Here is a 15,846-nt window from a genome sequence, read left to right as displayed (position 1 = left end):
CTGTTTGCGGCAGGGACCGTTAATCGCGCGTTTACCGTGACGTCCGGACGGCGCGATCTCCCTTTCGTGCGGCGCGCGGGCGCACTAGGTTCGCGGCCATGAACTGGTCCATGCCCCGTCCCGTGCTGCAGGTGGTCGCCGCCGGACTCGTGACCGCGTGTCTCGGCGCGTTTGCGCTGGGAGCCATCACCGCGCCGGCGCGCAGCCGACTGCCTGGCGAGCGGGTTCCAGGCGAGGCCGGCCAGGTGCTGGAGGCGCAGGAGGCCAAGCCCCTGACCGACGAGCGCATCATCGGCGCGGCCCAGGAAGAGCCGGAATTGACGCCGGAAGAGCAGGCCAGGCTCGAGGAAGAGAAGAAGGCCAAGGCGGAGGCGGCCGCCCTCGCCAAGGCCGAGGCCGAGAAGGGCGCGCCGGCGGGCCCGGAGTCGGCCCCGGTGATCGCGCCCCCGGCCCCGACGGAGAAGGCGGAGACTGCGCCCGCCCCGCCCCCGCCGAAGATCGAAGAGCCGGTGTTCTGATCGTATCTCCTCGATCGGGACGTCCGGCTCAGACCCCGTTCTTCTTGAAGAAGGCCAGCATCTTGGCCCAGGCGTCCTCGGCCGCTTCCTTGCCGTAGGACGGCCGATAGTCGGCGTGGAAGCCGTGCTGGGCGCCGGGATAGACGATGATGTCGCTGCCCGAGTTGACGGCGGCCTTCAGCGCCGCCTTCATCGTCTCCACGTCGGCCAGCGGGATGCCGTTGTCCTTTTCGGCATAGAGGCCCAGCACGGGCGCCTTCAGGTCGGCGGCCAGGTCGATCGGGTTCTTGTTGCCGGGGTCGGGCTGGGACATGCCGTTCGACAGGCGGCCGTACCACGCGACCCCGGCCTTGAAGTCACTGGACCGGGCGCAGGTCTCCCAGACCACCGAGCCGCCCCAGCAGAAGCCGGTGATCCCCATGCGGGAGGTGTCGGCAAACGGCTGGCCCTTGAGGTAGGCCACCGCGGCGGCCACGTCGCCGGTCACCTGGACGTCCGTGGCCGTGGCGACGATCTTCAGGATCGCCGGGAAGTCGGTCATGGTGGACGGGTCACCGGCGCGCACGAAGAAGTCCGGCGCGATGACCGCATAGCCCAGCTTCGCCAGGCGGCGGGCCGTGTCGCGGATGTACTCGTGCAGGCCGAAGATTTCCGAGATCAGAACGATACAGGGGAACTTTCCCGCCTTCGCCGGCCGGGCGATGAAGGCCGGGATCTCGCGGTCCGGCGCCTTGATCTGAACCATGCTCTGCACGAGGCCCATGCCGTCGGTCTTGATCGGCTCGGCGTTCGCCGACCAGGCGGCCAGCGCATAGCCGCCGGTGAGCGCCAGCGTCAGGCCGCGGCGGGACAGGTGGACGTCCTCAGGGCGGGTGCCGTCCGGGCGGGTGAGCGTGACCATGGTGGTGTCCTTGGCTGGGGAATTGCGGGATGCTCGCCACGGAACCGAGAGCCCAGCGCCGCGTCAACCGCATGATGAGCACCGGCCGTACGAAACCGCTCCGCCTGCGCCGCCTCACCGCTGGCGAGCGCGCCCTGGCGGCCGAAATGTTCGGCGAGGCGCTGGATAGCAGCCGGGTCCGCGTGCTGGCGGTTCCCCTCTGGAACCGGGCCTTCGTCGCAGGCCCCCGCCTGGTGGTGTGGCCGGCCGCGACGCTTCCGCCCGACTTCTCGGCCCCGGACGTTCCGCTTCGGCTGCAGGCGGTGTTCGTGCACGAGCTGACCCACGTCTGGCAGGCCCAGCACGGGATCTCGCTGATTTTGGCAAAGATCAAGGCGGGCGACAGCGCCGCCGCCTATGCCTACGACCTTGCGGGCGACCGGGAGTTCGCGGCGATGAATATCGAGCAGCAGGCCATGGTGGTGGAGCACGCCTTCCTCGCTTCACGGGGCGACCAGACGCCGCATCCGGCCGAGCTCTACGCCGCGGCCAGCGTCCATTGGAGGCAAAGCTGAGTCATGTCCCTGATCGTATTGGGGGCTTTCGCTCTTGCAGGCCCCGCAATTTCCCCCATATCGGCTCTCGACGCTGGTCGCCGCAAACCTAACGACGGCGACCGGACGGGAGACATAATCGAACCGGGGGCGTCGCAATCCCGCGGGCGCTTCATTAGAAGGCCCCACCGCGACGTTCGCCAAGCAAGGAGCGAGTAGACCTAGGCTATGAGCAAGATCATCGGCATCGACCTCGGCACGACCAACTCGTGCGTGGCCATCATGGACGGCAAGACGCCGAAAGTGATCGAGAACGCCGAAGGCGCGCGGACCACCCCCTCGGTGGTGGCCTTCATGGACGACGGCGAGAAGCTGGTGGGCCAGCCCGCCAAGCGTCAGGCCGTCACCAACCCGACCAACACCCTCTTCGCGATCAAGCGGCTGATCGGCCGCAACTTCTCCGACCCGATGGTCGAGAAGGACAAGGGCATGGTGCCCTATGAGATCGTCAAGGGCGCCAACGGCGACGCCTGGGTGCGCGCCCACGGGAAGGACTACTCCCCGCAGCAGGTCTCGGCCTTCATCCTGCAGAAGATGAAGGAAGCCGCCGAGCAGCACCTCGGCGAGAAGGTCGAAAAGGCGGTCATCACCGTCCCGGCCTACTTCAACGACGCCCAGCGCCAGGCCACCAAGGACGCGGGCAAGATCGCCGGCCTGGAAGTGCTGCGCATCATCAATGAGCCGACGGCCGCCGCGCTGGCCTATGGTCTTGAGAAGAACGACGGCAAGAAGATCGCGGTCTACGACCTGGGCGGCGGCACCTTCGACGTCTCGATCCTGGAGATCGGCGACGGCGTCTTCGAGGTGAAGTCGACCAACGGCGACACCTTCCTGGGCGGCGAAGACTTCGACCTGCGGATCGTCGACTACCTGGCCGACGAGTTCAAAAAGGAACAGGGCGTCGACCTGCGCAAGGACAAACTGGCCCTGCAGCGCCTGAAGGAAGAGGCGGAAAAGGCCAAGAAGGAGCTCTCCAGCGTCACCCAGTACGAGGTGAACCTGCCCTTCATCAGCATGAACGCGTCCGGCCCGCTGCACCTGAACGTGAAGCTGTCGCGCGCCAAGTTGGAAGCCCTGGTCGAGGACCTGATCAAGAAGACGGTCGGTCCCTGCGAACAGGCGCTGAAGGACGCGGGCCTGAAGAAGTCCGACATCGACGAGGTGATCCTGGTCGGCGGCATGACCCGCATGCCCAAGGTCGTCGAGACCGTGAAGGAGTTCTTCGGCCGTGAGCCCCACAAAGGCGTGAACCCGGACGAGGTCGTGGCCCTGGGCGCCGCGGTCCAGGCCGGCGTGCTGGGCGGCGAGGTCAAGGACGTCCTGCTGCTGGACGTGACGCCCCTGACCCTGGGCATCGAGACCCTGGGCGGCGTGTTTACCCCGCTGATCGAGCGCAACACGACCATCCCGACCAAGCGGTCCCAGACCTTCTCGACCGCGGACGACAACCAGTCGGCCGTGACGATCCGGGTCTTCCAGGGCGAACGGCCGATGGCGGCCGACAACAAGATGCTGGGCCAGTTCGACCTGGTCGGCATCCCGCCGGCGCCGCGCGGCGTGCCGCAGGTCGAGGTGACGTTCGACATCGACGCCAACGGCATCGTGAACGTATCGGCGCGCGACAAGGCGACGTCCAAGGAGCAGTCGATCCGCATCCAGGCCAATGGCGGCCTCTCGGACGCGGACATCGAAGCCATGGTCAAGGAGGCCGAGTCCAACAAGGCCGACGACGAGAAGCGCAAGGCGGCGGTCGAGGCCAAGAACCAGGCCGATGCGATCATCCATTCGTCCGAGAAGGCCCTCGCCGAACATGGCGACAAGGTCTCCGAGGCCGAGCGGACCGCCATCCAGTCGGCGCTGGACGACCTGAAGGGGTCGCTGGACTCCGGTGATGCGGAAGCGATCTCGGCCAAGACCCAGACCCTCATCCAGGCTTCGATGAAGCTGGGCGAGGCCATGTACAAGTCCCAGCAGGGCGACGCGGACGGGGCCGGCGCTTCGGCGTCGGACACGGGCGCCGCCTCGGACGACGTCGTCGACGCCGAATTCGAGGAAGTCGACGGCGACGGCAAGAAGTCGGCGTGACAACGCGCCCCATGGCTTCGGAGAACGTGAAATGCGATCACCGGGCCATGGGGACGTCGCCGCCGCCTTCGCGGGACGCCGGCGCTGAAAAGCGCTGCATCTTTGAAGGGATACCCCCCGGTCACTCGGCTGTGTTAAGCCTTGCAGACGGCCGGGGGGCCACCCACCTCAACTCACAACAGTTTCAGAGCTTCTGACGTTTCCATGCGGGACTATTACGAGATCCTGGGCGTCGAGCGCGGTTGCGACGAGAACGCGCTGAAGGCCGCCTTCCGCAAGCAGGCGATGGAGCACCATCCCGACCGCAATGGCGGCTGCGAGGAGGCGTCCGGCCGCTTCAAGGAAGTCAACGAGGCCTACTCCGTCCTCAGCGATCCGCAGAAGCGGGCCGCCTATGACCGCTTCGGGCATGCCGGCGTCAATGGCCAGGGCGGGTTCGGCGGCGGCGCCGGCCAGTTCCACGACGTGCACGACATCTTCAACGAGGTGTTCGGCGACGTCTTCGGCGACATGTTCGGCGGCCGAGGCGGTCAGCGGCAGCGCGGCGGACCTGCGCGGGGCTCGGACCTGCGTTACGACCTGGAGATCACCCTCGAGCAGGCCTATGCGGGCTCCGAGGTCGAGATCACCATCCCGATCACCATGGCCTGCGAGACCTGCGAGGGCTCGGGCGCCAAGCCGGGCACCGCGCCGACCCAATGCACTACCTGCCACGGCGCGGGCCGCGTGCGGGCCAGCCAAGGCTTCTTCTCCATCGAGCGCGCCTGCCCCCGCTGCGGCGGCTCGGGGCAGATGGTCATGGACCCCTGCAGCGACTGCCGGGGCGCCGGCCATGTACGCAAGCAGAAGACCCTGGCCGTTCGCATCCCGGCCGGCGTCGACGACGGCGCGCGCATCCGGCTCGCCGGTGAGGGCGATGCGGGCCAGCGCGGCGGACCGCGCGGCGACCTCTACATCTTCGTCTCGGTGGCGCCGCACGAGCTGTTCGAGCGCGACGGCCTGGACCTGCTCTGCACGGTGCCGGTGCCGATGTGCGTCGCGGCCCTGGGCGGCGAGATCGAAGCGCCCTGCCTGCTGGGCGGCGAGACGTGCGACGGCGCCTGCAAGATCGAGGTCAAGGTCCCGGAAGGCGCCCAGACCGGCAAGACCGTGCGCGTGAAGGGCCGCGGCATGCCCTCGCTTCGCTCGCGCGAGCGCGGCGACCTTGTGGTCGAGCTGTTCGTCGAGACGCCCACCAAGCTCACGCCCCGCCAGAAGGAGCTGATGCGCGAGCTCGCCGACATCTGCAGCGAGCAGCAGCATCCCAAGGCCGCCGGCTTCCTCGGCAAGGCCAAGAAGTTCTGGAGCGCGGCCGCCGGCCAGGCGTAGAGCGCGTCAGGGTTAAGTGGAAGCCGGCGAACCCGCCCGACGCACTCTAAGCTTTTGATTTAGAGTCTTTTTGTCTGGTTCAGATGGTTCCATCCGAACCAGACAGGCTCTGGCGCGGCCTACTTCCTCGGCCGGTACGCCACCAGCGCGTTGCCCGCCTGCTGGCCGAAGCTCGCATAGCCCGAGCCGACGAACAGCAGTCCGCCGCCCGCGAACGGTCCGGCGGCGTCGATCGATCCCCCCGCGCCGGCGAGCTTGTTGACGCCCTGGAACGGAACCGCCGTGTCATGCGTCGCCAGGAGCTTGCCGCTGGCCGCCTCGAACACATAGACGCGCCCGTCCAGCCCGCCGACCACCACCGCCCCGTCGATCACCAGGGGCGGGGCCGAGATCCCGAACTTGCCCGCACAGCTGGGGACGCGCGCCTGGCGGCCGTTCCCGCAGTCGGGCGTCGCTTTCCAGGACCAGGCGACCTTCCCCGTCGTCGCGTCCACGGCGTAGAGCCCCGCCGCATTGTCCTTCTCCGGCACGTTGGGGTCGGCGATGGGGACGTAGACGCGCCGCTCGTCCGCCGCGATGCCCCAGTGGACGCCGCCCAGCGCTGTGCCCTTGCCGAACTGCGTGTGCCACACCTTCCGGCCCTGGGTGTCGAGGGCCCAGACGTCGCCCGACTTCTGCCCGCCCAAGATCAGGGTCCGGCCCTTGCCGCGCCAGATCACCGGGCCGCCGCCGAAGTCGTGGTCCCGCAGGACGCTGCCCTCCGCGGCGAAGAAGCAGTTCGGGCCCGGCGGCCGTCCGCCCGTGGGCGAGCCGATGGGACACGACATGTTCCAGACATCGTTCTCCAGGGCCTGGAACACCCACTTCTGCCGCCCGCTCGCCAGGTCGACGGCCACGATGCTGTCGCTGGTGTTGGTGGCGGGCGGCGAGGTGTTCTCGCCCGTCGAGGCGTAGACGACGCCGGCCTTCAGATCGACCGACGGGCTGGACCAGATCGGCGCGCCGGAGGGGCCATAGGTCTCCACCCCTTGAGAGGTCTTGCGGCCCAGCGGCTTGGCGTCGGGCATGGTGTGCCAGGTCCACAGGACCTTGCCGTCGGCGGCGTTCAGCAACGCCACGGCGCCGTGCGCCTTGCAGCATTCGAAGGTGGGCCGCATGGAGTTGGCCACGTCGATGGCCGAGATCGGCACGACGATCCTGTCGCCCGCGAAGATCGGAGAGCCCGAGAGCGGCACTGTCTTGTCGTGCCTGGGGTCGACCTTCCAGGCGATCTTGCCGGTCTTGGCCTCGAAGGCGATCAGCTGGCCCAACCCGTCCCCGCCGACCACGGCCCAGGGCCCGTCCTTGCCCAGCCGGCCATAGGCGAGGCTGGCGCGCACGCCACCCGGCGTCGCCCACTTCACGCAGCCGGTCTCAGTGTCCAGCGCCACGACGTAACCCGCCTGCCCCGCGGGGTAGAATAGGGTGTCGCCCACGACCACGCCCTGGCCGCGCAAGCCCGAGGTTCGAGGCATGACGAAGGACCAGGCCACTTCCAGCTTGGCGAGGTCACGTGTGGTGAGCCCCGCCTGGGCCGCGCTCATCCGGCGGGTGTTGTCCGTGTCGACGCCGAAGCCCACCTGCGCGGGTCGCGCGGTCAGGTTCACAGCCTGGCGGTCGGCGGGGCAGCGGTTGTCGTCGATCCACCCAGTCCCCTGCGGCCCCTCGGGCGCGGCCAGGTAGCTCACCACGTCGCGGATCTGCCGGCGGTCCAGGCCGTCGCCGATCGGTTTCATGACCCCGGTGGTCAGGGCCGCGGTCAGGGTCTGGGCGCTCATCTTGCGCAGCGAGGCGACGGTTGCGGCCCGGCTGTCCGCCTCAGGCGCGTTGTGGCAACCGGCGCAGAACTGATCGTAGACCGTCTTGCCGGGATGCTCGACGGCATCGGTGGCCTGCGCCTCAGCGAAGTTTGCGATGCCAACGCCTGACAGGACGGTGGCGACCGTCAGGGCGCCCAGGCTCGCGAAAGGCTTCCAGACGCCCATGTGTTTCCCCCCAAAACATACCGATCATTCGATCGCGTTCTGGAAGCGGAAGCTACTCCTGGCGGGCCCCGGGCGAATTGCCCCGCTGAAATCCGACGCGAGCGGTTTGCGGCGGCGCGCCCTTTCGGCTAGAGACACCCTCCGCTGAAGACGCACCCGTAGCTCAGCTGGATAGAGCGTTGCCCTCCGAAGGCTGATGTCAAGGGCGGCTGGTCTTTAAGTGATGACGAAAAGGAGTTCGTTTACAAAGGTTTGCGAGAAACGCGAGTAGAGCTTCCAACTCACAGGTTTTCCGCGTAAGCACGGCGTAAGCAATAGGCACCCATAGCTCAGCTGGATAGAGCGCTACCCTCCGAAGGTAGAGGTCTCAGGTTCGAATCCTGATGGGTGCGCCATCCCTGCCTTGATTGACTTCTGGGTCGAGCGACTGCTCCCCATTCGAAGCTACTCAGACTTACGTCACAGTTTGGTCTGTGACGGCGGGGCGGAGTAGACCCACTCCAGTTTCCACAACTTTGAGCCGGGCTTGGAGCACGGACATCACCTGCGATGAGCTCCGATACTCGGCCTTCCCTGTATGGCCCAGTGCCAGCCCCGGCCGGCAGAGGCCTGCGCCTCATCGCGGCGGTGTATGTTCTGTGAACCGTTTGCTTTCAAAGCCTGGCCGCCGACCCCACCGAGATGTCCCCCGATTTTCGGCTTATTAAGACACGCCAGTCCCGAAATTGATGGTGCCATGTGTATCCGCCGGGTACACATAGGGCCATGAAGGACTCAGGGCTTCGCATCCGCATTGAGCGGGATTTAAGGGAGAAATTCCTAGCAGCATGCCGGGAGCAGGACCGGCCTGCTGCACAAGTCATTCGCGAATTTATGAAGAATTACATCAGTTTGCACACCAGTAATGCGGGCGCTTCAAGAGTCGGGGCGGAGAAGAAATGAACGCGGTTGAAATTGAGCAAGCCGTTAGCGATTTGGCCGAGCGCCCATTCGACCCAGTGGAATTCCCCTTCGCGTTTCTAGAGGCCTTCGGCAACAAGGAAACCACTATCAAGCGCCTGCGAAGCGGCGTGTCGAACAAGTCGGACATGGGCGGAGTCCTCCAAACTAACAACATCCATATCGTTAGCTGCGCCGTGGGAGAGGTCACGAAAACCCTTCTCGCGCTAAGGGCCAGTCCAGCCACCTCGCGGGCCAAGGCGAAGTTCGTGCTCGCGACGGATGGCGATATGTTCGAGGCGGAAGATATCGAGAGCGGCGAGACCGTCGCGTCCGCATATGGGGATTTTCCTGATCATTTCGGCTTCTTCCTGCCGCTTGCAGGGATTTCGACCGTTCAGCAAATCCGCGATAACTCGTTCGACATCAGAGCGACTAGTCGCCTCAATCGCCTCTATGTCGAGCTTTTGAAGGACAATCCTGATTGGGGCACGGCAGAGCGGCGGCCCGACATGAATCATTTCATGGCGCGCTTGATCTTCTGCTTTTTCGCCGAAGACACAGACATCTTCAGCAAGACAAGGCTATTTACCGACACAATCGATAAGATGAGCGCGAAAGACTCGTCAAACACCCATAGTGTCATAGGCACGCTCTTCCGCGCAATGAACACCAAAGGCGAAGATCGAAGTTCGGCGTCTCTTCCTCGATGGGCCGAGCCGTTTCCCTACGTGAACGGCGGGCTGTTCTCGGGAAACACGGACGTACCGAGCTTCAGCCGGATCGCGCGATCATATTTAATCCATATAGGGAAGCTCGACTGGAGGCAGATCAATCCCGATATTTTTGGGTCGATGATCCAAGCCGTCGCAGACGACGAAGAGCGCAGTGCGCTCGGGATGCACTACACCAGCGTGCCGAACATTCTGAAGGTACTGAATCCGCTATTCCTCGATGATTTGCGGCAGCGGCTCGAAGAAGCTGGCGACAACGCTCGCACGCTATTTAATCTGCGCAAACGCTTATCGAAAATCAGAGTGTTCGATCCAGCCTGCGGCAGCGGAAATTTCCTTGTCATTGCCTACAAGGAAATGCGCGATATCGAAGCCACTATCAACACGCGGCGTGGCGAAGCCGATCGACCTTCTGATATCCCGGTGACGAACTTCCGCGGTATCGAGTTGCGTGACTTCCCTGCAGAGATTGCGAGACTTGCGCTCATAATTGCAGAGTACCAGTGCGACGTGCTCTATCGAGGCCAAAAGCTGGCTCTTGCGGACCTTCTGCCGCTTGATGCCCAGAACTGGATTTTTAGAGGCAACGCCCTGCGCCTAGATTGGCTAAGCATTTGCCCTCCAACCGGAACAGGGGTGAAACTGGTAGGTGAAGATCTATTCAGCATCCCGCTCGACCAGGCTCAAATCGACTTCGAGAATGAGGGTGGCGAAACGTACATTTGTGGTAACCCGCCTTACCTCGGAAGTAAGTGGCAGAACGAGGATCAGAAGGACGATTTAAGGGCGATTTTTGACAGTCGCACGCCCGCATGGAAGTCCCTAGACTATGTCGCAGGCTGGTTCATGAAGGCTGCGGATTACGGCTTGAGATCGAACGCCGCTGCGGCGTTCGTTTCAACCAATTCGGTCTGTCAGGGACAACAGGTTCCGATCCTGTGGCCCCTGATTTTCGGCACCGGCCACCAGATCTCGTTTGCCCATACCTCATTCAAATGGGCCAATCTTGCGAGCCACAACGCGGGCGTGATTGTGGCAATCGTCGCCATTTCGCGGGAGGCACCGGCTTCCAAACGCCTGTTCTCGATCGCCGATGACGGTTCGGTGACCGAGCGGCAGGTGAGCAACATCAACGCCTACCTTGCGGCCGGCGCCAACACTTCCGTCGATGCGGCACGAAGCCCGATCGGAGGTCTATCTCCAATGCTCTTTGGAAACATGCCGCGTGATGGCGGCCATTTCATCTTGTCGCCAGATGAGCGTAGGCAGGTTCTCCACCAGTATCCCGAGTTGGGTCGGTTCGTCCGGCCCTATCTGGGCTCCGAGCAGATGATTCAGGGAAAGCCCCGCTGGTGCGTTTGGATCGAGGCCAAGGACTCCGAGTTTGCGGAGGCCCACCCATATTTACGAGCCCTGTTAGCCCGCGTGCGGGATTTCCGCGCCAGCAGCGCAGCCGCATCGACTCGGGATTTCGCTTCCAAGCCCTATCGGTTCGTCCAGATCGCGGGCACTGCCAAGCGCTACACACTGGCCGTGGCGAAAGTGTCGTCGGAAAGACGCCCCTACCTGCCCGTGCATCTTTTCGATCGGGAGACGATCGTAAGCGATCTGTTGTTCGCCCTCTACGATGCACCGTTGTGGAATATGTCGATCGTGGCGTCGCGGCTTCATCTGGTCTGGGTCGCCACCGTCTGCGGAAAGCTAAAAACGGACTTCCGATACTCGAATACGATTGGCTGGAACACCTTTCCGGTTCCAATCCTCACCGACAAGAACAAGGCTGATCTGACACGATGCGCGGAAGATATTCTCCTCGCCCGTGAGGCCCATTTTCCTGCAACGATTGCAGATCTCTATGAGCCCGAGCACATGCCGTCTGACCTGCGGCAGGCGCACGAGCACAACGACGAGGTTCTGGAGCGCATCTATATCGGGCGGAGATTTCGCAATGATACCGAGCGGCTGGAGAAACTGTTCGATCTTTACACGAAGATGACCACTTCGCAGGGCGAAACCAGAAGACGCAGGGCGGGGGCAAACGCATGACCGACGAAAAGAGATCCGTCCCCTCTGTTTCGGTTTCATATGTGCGCAACGGCGCTTCGACCAAAGCCAATGCGCTCGGCATGCGGCCCATGCAGGAGCGCGCCTTCGAAAAGCGCGGTGAGCAGTACCTTCTCATCAAGTCGCCTCCAGCCTCCGGGAAAAGCCGTGCGCTGATGTTCATCGCGCTCGACAAGCTGGCGCATCAAGACGTGAAGCAGGCTATCATCGTCGTGCCGGAAAAATCGATCGGCTCCAGCTTCAATGACGAGCCGCTCACCCGGTACGGCTTTGAGGCCGACTGGCATGTCGAGCCGAGGTGGAATCTCTGCAATGCGCCTGGCGGGGACAACGGCGGTAAGGTCAAGTCCGTCGTCGCCTTTCTTGATAGCGAGGACAAGGTGCTGGTTTGCACCCACGCCACGTTCCGCTTCGCCGTGGACGAATACGGCGTGGAGCGATTCGATGGCCGCCTGATCGCGGTGGACGAGTTCCACCACGTCTCGGCCAATCCCGACAACAAGCTCGGTCAGCATCTCGGCCAGTTTATGGCCCGTGACCGCGTGCATATCGTGGCGATGACGGGCTCGTATTTCCGTGGCGACGCGGAGGCCGTGCTCGCGCCGCACGACGAAGCGAAGTTCGAGAGCGTCACCTACACCTATTACGAGCAGCTCAACGGCTACGAGTATCTCAAGCAACTCGACATCGGATACTTCTTTTATTCCGGCTCCTATGCCGACGACATTCTTGGGGTGCTTGATCCCGCCGAGAAGACGATCATCCACATTCCGAACGTCAACTCGCGCGAGAGCACGAAGGACAAGATCAAGGAGGTCGAGCACATCATCGGCGAGCTGGGCGAGTGGCAAGGGGCTGATCCGCTCACAGGCTTTCAACTCGTCAAAACGCTCGAGGGGCGAATTCTGCGCATCGCCGATCTCGTCGATGACGATCCGGTCAAGCGGGATCGTGTCTCGCTGGCGCTCAAGGATCCCAGGCAGAAGAACAACCGAGATTTTGTGGACATCATCATCGCGCTCGGGATGGCGAAGGAGGGTTTTGACTGGATTTGGTGTGAGCATGCCCTCACAGTCGGATACCGCTCCAGCCTGACCGAGATCGTCCAGATCATTGGACGCGCCACGAGAGATGCGCCGAACAAGACCCGTGCTCGCTTCACCAATCTGATCGCGGAACCCGATGCGTCGGAGGCGGCTGTTACCGAAGCGGTGAACGACACACTTAAGGCCATCGCCGCAAGCCTCCTCATGGAGCAGGTTCTTGCGCCGCGCTTCGAATTCAAGCCAAAGAATCCGGCGAGCGGCCCTTCGCCTGGCTTCGACTATGGCGAAGGCGGATACGACCCCACCAAATGCAATGTCGGCTTCAACGAGCAGACCGGCCAGTTCCAGATCGAAATCAACGGGCTTGTGGAGCCTAAATCCAGCGAAGCTGCGCGCATCTGTCAGGAGGACCTCAACGAGGTGATCGCGGCCTTCGTGCAAGACAAGACCGCGATCGAGAGAGGTCTGTTCGACGAGGAGCTCGTGCCAGAGGAGCTTACGCAAGTGCGTCTCGGGAAGATCATCAAGGATAAGTATCCCGAGCTGAGCGACGAGGACCAGGAGGCGGTGCGCCAGCACGCTATCGCCGCGCTCACCCTGACGCAGCAGGCGAAGAAGGAAGCAGATGGCGAGCCGAGCGCTAACACTGCCCTGATCGATGGCGTGCGTAAATTCGCGCTTAGCGTCACCGAACTCGACATTGATCTTATCGACCGGATCAACCCATTCGGCGAAGCATACGCCATCCTTGCAAAAACGATGAGCGAGGAAAGCCTCAAACAGGTAGCTGCCGCCATCGCAGCCAAACGCACGACCCTCACGCCCGATGAGGCCAAGGAACTGGCCGTGCGCGCCGTGAAGTTCAAGAACGAGCGCGGACGGCTTCCTTCCATCAGTGCGACCGATGCGTGGGAAAAGCGCATGGCAGAGGGCGCGGCCGCGTTTGTCCGCTTCAAGGATGAGGGCCGCTATGAGTGATCTCAACCTCGATGAACTGCGCGAGGAGCTGGCCGAGTTTGCCCAGCCGGAAAAGAACGCCGGACGCTCCCAGCGTGAGGAGCGCATCATTGCGGGTTTTGAGGAAATCCAGCGCTTCACCGAGGAGCATGGCCGCGCCCCGAAGCACGGCGAAGAAGGGGATGTTTTCGAGCGGCTCTATGCCGTCCGGCTTGACCGTCTTCGTGGTCTAGAGGAGTGCCACTCCCTTCTAGCGCCGCTCGACCATCAAGGATTGCTGACTGGTGCGGAGAGCGCTTCCGCCTCGTCGGTGGAGGAAATGGACGAGGATGAGCTACTCGCCGAGCTAGAAGGCGCGGCAGGATCGGCCGACATCACCGAACTTCGTCATGTGCGAACGACCGCCGAAAAGCGTGCAGCGGAGGAAATCGCCAACCGTGAGCGGTGTGAGGATTTTGAGCGGTTTGAACCTTTGTTCGAAGCCGTTCAGGCCGAGATCGATTCCGGTCTGCGCGAAACGCGTCCGTTCGAAATGAAAGCGGAGATCGGCCCCGGCGCATGGTTCATCGTCAGCGGGCAAAAGGCTTATGTTGCCGATATGGAGGAGGTCTTCGTCAACGCGCAGGGCAAGACCGATGCTCGGCTCCGTGTGGTTTTCGACAACGGCACCGAGAGCAATATGCTCATGCGCTCGCTCCAGCGGGCGCTGCATAAAGACGAGGTCGGAAGGCGTATAACCGACCCCGTTGCAGGGCCGCTGTTTTCCGGTGAGCACGCCGGCGATGATCTGGCTTCCGGCACGATCTACGTGCTTCGGAGCAAGTCCGATTATCCAACCGTTGCCGCTAATCGCGATCTGGTCCACAAGATCGGCGTAACGAACATGAGTGTCGAACAGCGTATCGCAGGCGCGCGCTTGCAGCCGACATTCATGATGGCCGACGTAGAAATCGTCGCGACCTACGATCTCTTCAACATCAATCGTGCCAAGCTGGAGCGTCTCATCCACCGCGTTTTCGATCCCGCGCGGCTGGACATCACCATTACCGATCGCTTCGGTAATCCTGTGGTGCCGCAGGAATGGTTTCTTGTGCCGCTGTTCGTCATCGACGAAGCGGTCGATCGCATCAAAGACGGCTCGATCACTGGGTTCGTTTACGACCCAAGCAAAGCCGCCCTCGTTCGATCGGGGAACAAGGCATGAGGCTGCGCACGTTCCTTCACAGCGATCAGAATTCACCTACGACCCTCTCGGAGATACAACGGGCTCACGATTGGATCGGCTCGGAAGAATATTTGGGCGTATACGCCTACGCCACTCAGTCCGGCGCTTCCGCCTTCAGCATTGCGATGTCGCCTGCCTTTTGGGCCGGAACGCAATCGCGATGGTTGTTCGGGCTGGATTACGGACGGACCCAGCCTTACGCCCTACGGATAATCAGCGACAAACCCAATGCGGAGGTCCGCATCTACGATGGGGCGTGGATTGTCGAGCAAAACGGATTTCTGCCCCGCCGAGACTTCCATGCGAAGTCATCGATATTGGCAAACCGTACCAACGGCCGAGCGGGGATGATCGTAGGGTCCGGCAACTTTTCCTCAAACGGCCTGCGGAAGAGTATCGAGGCGGGAGCCTCGATCTGCACCGATGTTCAAGTGGAATACGAACGCAGGATCCGCAATATCGAGGCGATGGCCGATGACCTTTGGGCACAAGCCACACCGCTGGACGATATCCTGGAGATATATGAGGAACGCTGGAAGGCAGATTTCGCTGCGGTAACGGCTGAAGATGAGGACGAAGCCGGCCAACCAGCCCCAAACATGTTCTGGATTGAGGCTGGCTACGTCACACAGAATCGTGGACCGCATCGTCCTGGGAACCAGATCGATTTGCCGAGAGGGATGAGCGGTTTCTTTGGCTTTAATCCCCCTGCGAATCTTGCGCGCAACTCGGTAATCGGGACCATTACATTTGAACCGCCGAGCGGCGGCCTCGTTTCGCGAGACTTAAGACTTGGCAATAATCTGATGGAGAAGATAACGCTGCCGATCCCTGAAACGCATGGTTTTGACCTCTATGACGGCAAGGTTCTTGTGTTTCGCCGCAGCGGCAACCGGTTCAAGATGTGGGCATTGGAAGCGGACGATTTCCTCACGGCCTTTGGCAACAGGCTGCACGACGTCAAGGCAATGGCGAGTGGGAGACGTTTTGGACCGATAGCCGACTAGACAATCACTAGTTGCGAGCCGTTCTCAAAAGCCCGGCTTCAAACCTTTTGCGGCCGTCGACTTGGCAGCGATCGCGAAGCGGCTCTTATGGGGTGTACCACGCTGCGGACGCCAATCCGCCAGCTTGATTGAACGCTGCGCCTGAAGCGGCAGAAGTCCGTGTCGGGAGGAATGCCAGCGCAGCATTGGCTACTCAGGCAACGCGTTCTCCGAAAAATGTTTGCGGATGAAGTCGAGCTTCGGATCGATGTATCGACGACAGAAGGGTCTGTTCGGGTCAGTGCGATAATAGTTCTGGTAGCGCTCGTCCGAAGCTTTGAAGCCCGCGAACGTGAGGATCGGCGTGCAATAGGCACCCCCTTCGTGGGGTGATCGGCGTGCAAAA

General features: G+C 62.8%; 11 protein-coding genes and 1 tRNA gene. 9 read left to right on the top strand and 3 right to left on the bottom strand.

All coding sequences use genetic code 11. The features are described from left to right. Positions 1-110 precede the first annotated feature (110 nt). Complete coding sequence (locus AX721_RS10965) at positions 111-518, top strand: hypothetical protein (RefSeq protein ID WP_068876052.1); 408 nt, start codon at positions 111-113, stop codon at positions 516-518. 28 nt (positions 519-546) lie between these two features. Here the strand turns inward: AX721_RS10965 and AX721_RS10960 are convergent, their stop codons facing one another. Beyond that, positions 547-1,419 (bottom strand): dienelactone hydrolase family protein, encoded by an 873-nt coding sequence (locus AX721_RS10960; protein ID WP_068876051.1) that lies wholly within the window; start codon positions 1,417-1,419, stop codon positions 547-549. A gap of 29 nt (positions 1,420-1,448) precedes the next feature. On the opposite strand from AX721_RS10960, the gene AX721_RS10955 reads away from it, so the two are divergent. From AX721_RS10955 to dnaJ, 3 genes are all read left to right on the top strand, one after another. Continuing rightward, complete coding sequence (locus AX721_RS10955; protein ID WP_231733374.1) at positions 1,449-1,973, top strand: hypothetical protein; 525 nt, start codon at positions 1,449-1,451, stop codon at positions 1,971-1,973. Positions 1,974-2,180: 207 nt separating this feature from the next. Further along, positions 2,181-4,097 carry a molecular chaperone DnaK gene (gene dnaK, locus AX721_RS10950; RefSeq protein ID WP_068876050.1) on the top strand — a complete coding sequence of 639 codons (1,917 nt, stop codon included), beginning with the start codon at positions 2,181-2,183 and terminating at the stop codon, positions 4,095-4,097. Positions 4,098-4,301: 204 nt separating this feature from the next. After that, a complete protein-coding gene (gene dnaJ, locus AX721_RS10945; protein ID WP_068876049.1) occupies positions 4,302-5,465 on the top strand; it encodes a molecular chaperone DnaJ in 1,164 nt (387 codons plus the stop codon). A 119-nt stretch (positions 5,466-5,584) separates the two neighbouring features. Here dnaJ and AX721_RS10940 read toward each other — a convergent pair whose 3' ends face one another. After that, complete coding sequence (locus AX721_RS10940) at positions 5,585-7,489, bottom strand: PQQ-binding-like beta-propeller repeat protein (protein WP_068876048.1); 1,905 nt, start codon at positions 7,487-7,489, stop codon at positions 5,585-5,587. Positions 7,490-7,807: 318 nt separating this feature from the next. Here AX721_RS10940 and AX721_RS10935 point away from each other — a divergent pair. From AX721_RS10935 to AX721_RS27345, 5 genes are all read left to right on the top strand, one after another. After that, a tRNA-Arg gene (locus tag AX721_RS10935) sits at positions 7,808-7,884 on the top strand. Positions 7,885-8,427: 543 nt separating this feature from the next. Further along, entirely contained in the window at positions 8,428-11,208 is a 2,781-nt protein-coding gene (locus tag AX721_RS10930; RefSeq protein WP_058454288.1) for a DNA methyltransferase, read from the top strand. Continuing rightward, a complete protein-coding gene (locus AX721_RS10925; protein ID WP_058454287.1) occupies positions 11,205-13,250 on the top strand; it encodes a DEAD/DEAH box helicase in 2,046 nt (681 codons plus the stop codon). Before AX721_RS10930 ends, AX721_RS10925 begins: the two co-directional genes overlap by 4 nt. Beyond that, positions 13,243-14,433 (top strand): GIY-YIG nuclease family protein, encoded by a 1,191-nt coding sequence (locus tag AX721_RS10920; protein ID WP_058454286.1) that lies wholly within the window; start codon positions 13,243-13,245, stop codon positions 14,431-14,433. The genes AX721_RS10925 and AX721_RS10920 overlap by 8 nt, the downstream gene beginning before the upstream one ends. After that, positions 14,430-15,461, top strand: coding sequence for a hypothetical protein (locus tag AX721_RS27345; protein ID WP_058454285.1), 1,032 nt, complete (start codon positions 14,430-14,432; stop codon positions 15,459-15,461). The genes AX721_RS10920 and AX721_RS27345 overlap by 4 nt, the downstream gene beginning before the upstream one ends. Positions 15,462-15,650: 189 nt before the next feature. On the opposite strand, the gene AX721_RS28300 is transcribed toward AX721_RS27345, so the two are convergent. Beyond that, positions 15,651-15,846 (bottom strand): hypothetical protein (locus tag AX721_RS28300; RefSeq protein WP_231754711.1); only part of this gene is annotated, 196 nt, incomplete at its 5' end.

The sequence above is a fragment of the Phenylobacterium sp. CCH9-H3 genome (assembly GCF_001557235.1).
Classification (GTDB): Bacteria; Pseudomonadota; Alphaproteobacteria; order Caulobacterales; family Caulobacteraceae; genus Phenylobacterium.
The sequence above is the reverse complement of the archived record's forward strand: the minus strand, read 5'-3'. Positions and strand labels throughout refer to the sequence as shown.

Excerpts from the sequence above, each read along its gene's own strand:
- AX721_RS10940 (WP_068876048.1), bottom strand. The coding sequence starts at position 7,489 with ATGGGCGTCTGGAAGCCTTTCGCGAGCCTGGGCGCCCTGACGGTCGCC.
- AX721_RS10955 (WP_231733374.1), top strand. The coding sequence starts at position 1,449 with ATGCTCGCCACGGAACCGAGAGCCCAGCGCCGCGTCAACCGCATGATG.
- dnaK (WP_068876050.1), top strand. The coding sequence starts at position 2,181 with ATGAGCAAGATCATCGGCATCGACCTCGGCACGACCAACTCGTGCGTG.
- dnaJ (WP_068876049.1), top strand. The coding sequence starts at position 4,302 with ATGCGGGACTATTACGAGATCCTGGGCGTCGAGCGCGGTTGCGACGAG.
- AX721_RS10920 (WP_058454286.1), top strand. The coding sequence starts at position 13,243 with ATGAGTGATCTCAACCTCGATGAACTGCGCGAGGAGCTGGCCGAGTTT.
- AX721_RS27345 (WP_058454285.1), top strand. The coding sequence starts at position 14,430 with ATGAGGCTGCGCACGTTCCTTCACAGCGATCAGAATTCACCTACGACC.
- AX721_RS10930 (WP_058454288.1), top strand. The coding sequence starts at position 8,428 with ATGAACGCGGTTGAAATTGAGCAAGCCGTTAGCGATTTGGCCGAGCGC.
- AX721_RS10925 (WP_058454287.1), top strand. The coding sequence starts at position 11,205 with ATGACCGACGAAAAGAGATCCGTCCCCTCTGTTTCGGTTTCATATGTG.
- AX721_RS10960 (WP_068876051.1), bottom strand. The coding sequence starts at position 1,419 with ATGGTCACGCTCACCCGCCCGGACGGCACCCGCCCTGAGGACGTCCAC.
- AX721_RS10965 (WP_068876052.1), top strand. The coding sequence starts at position 111 with ATGCCCCGTCCCGTGCTGCAGGTGGTCGCCGCCGGACTCGTGACCGCG.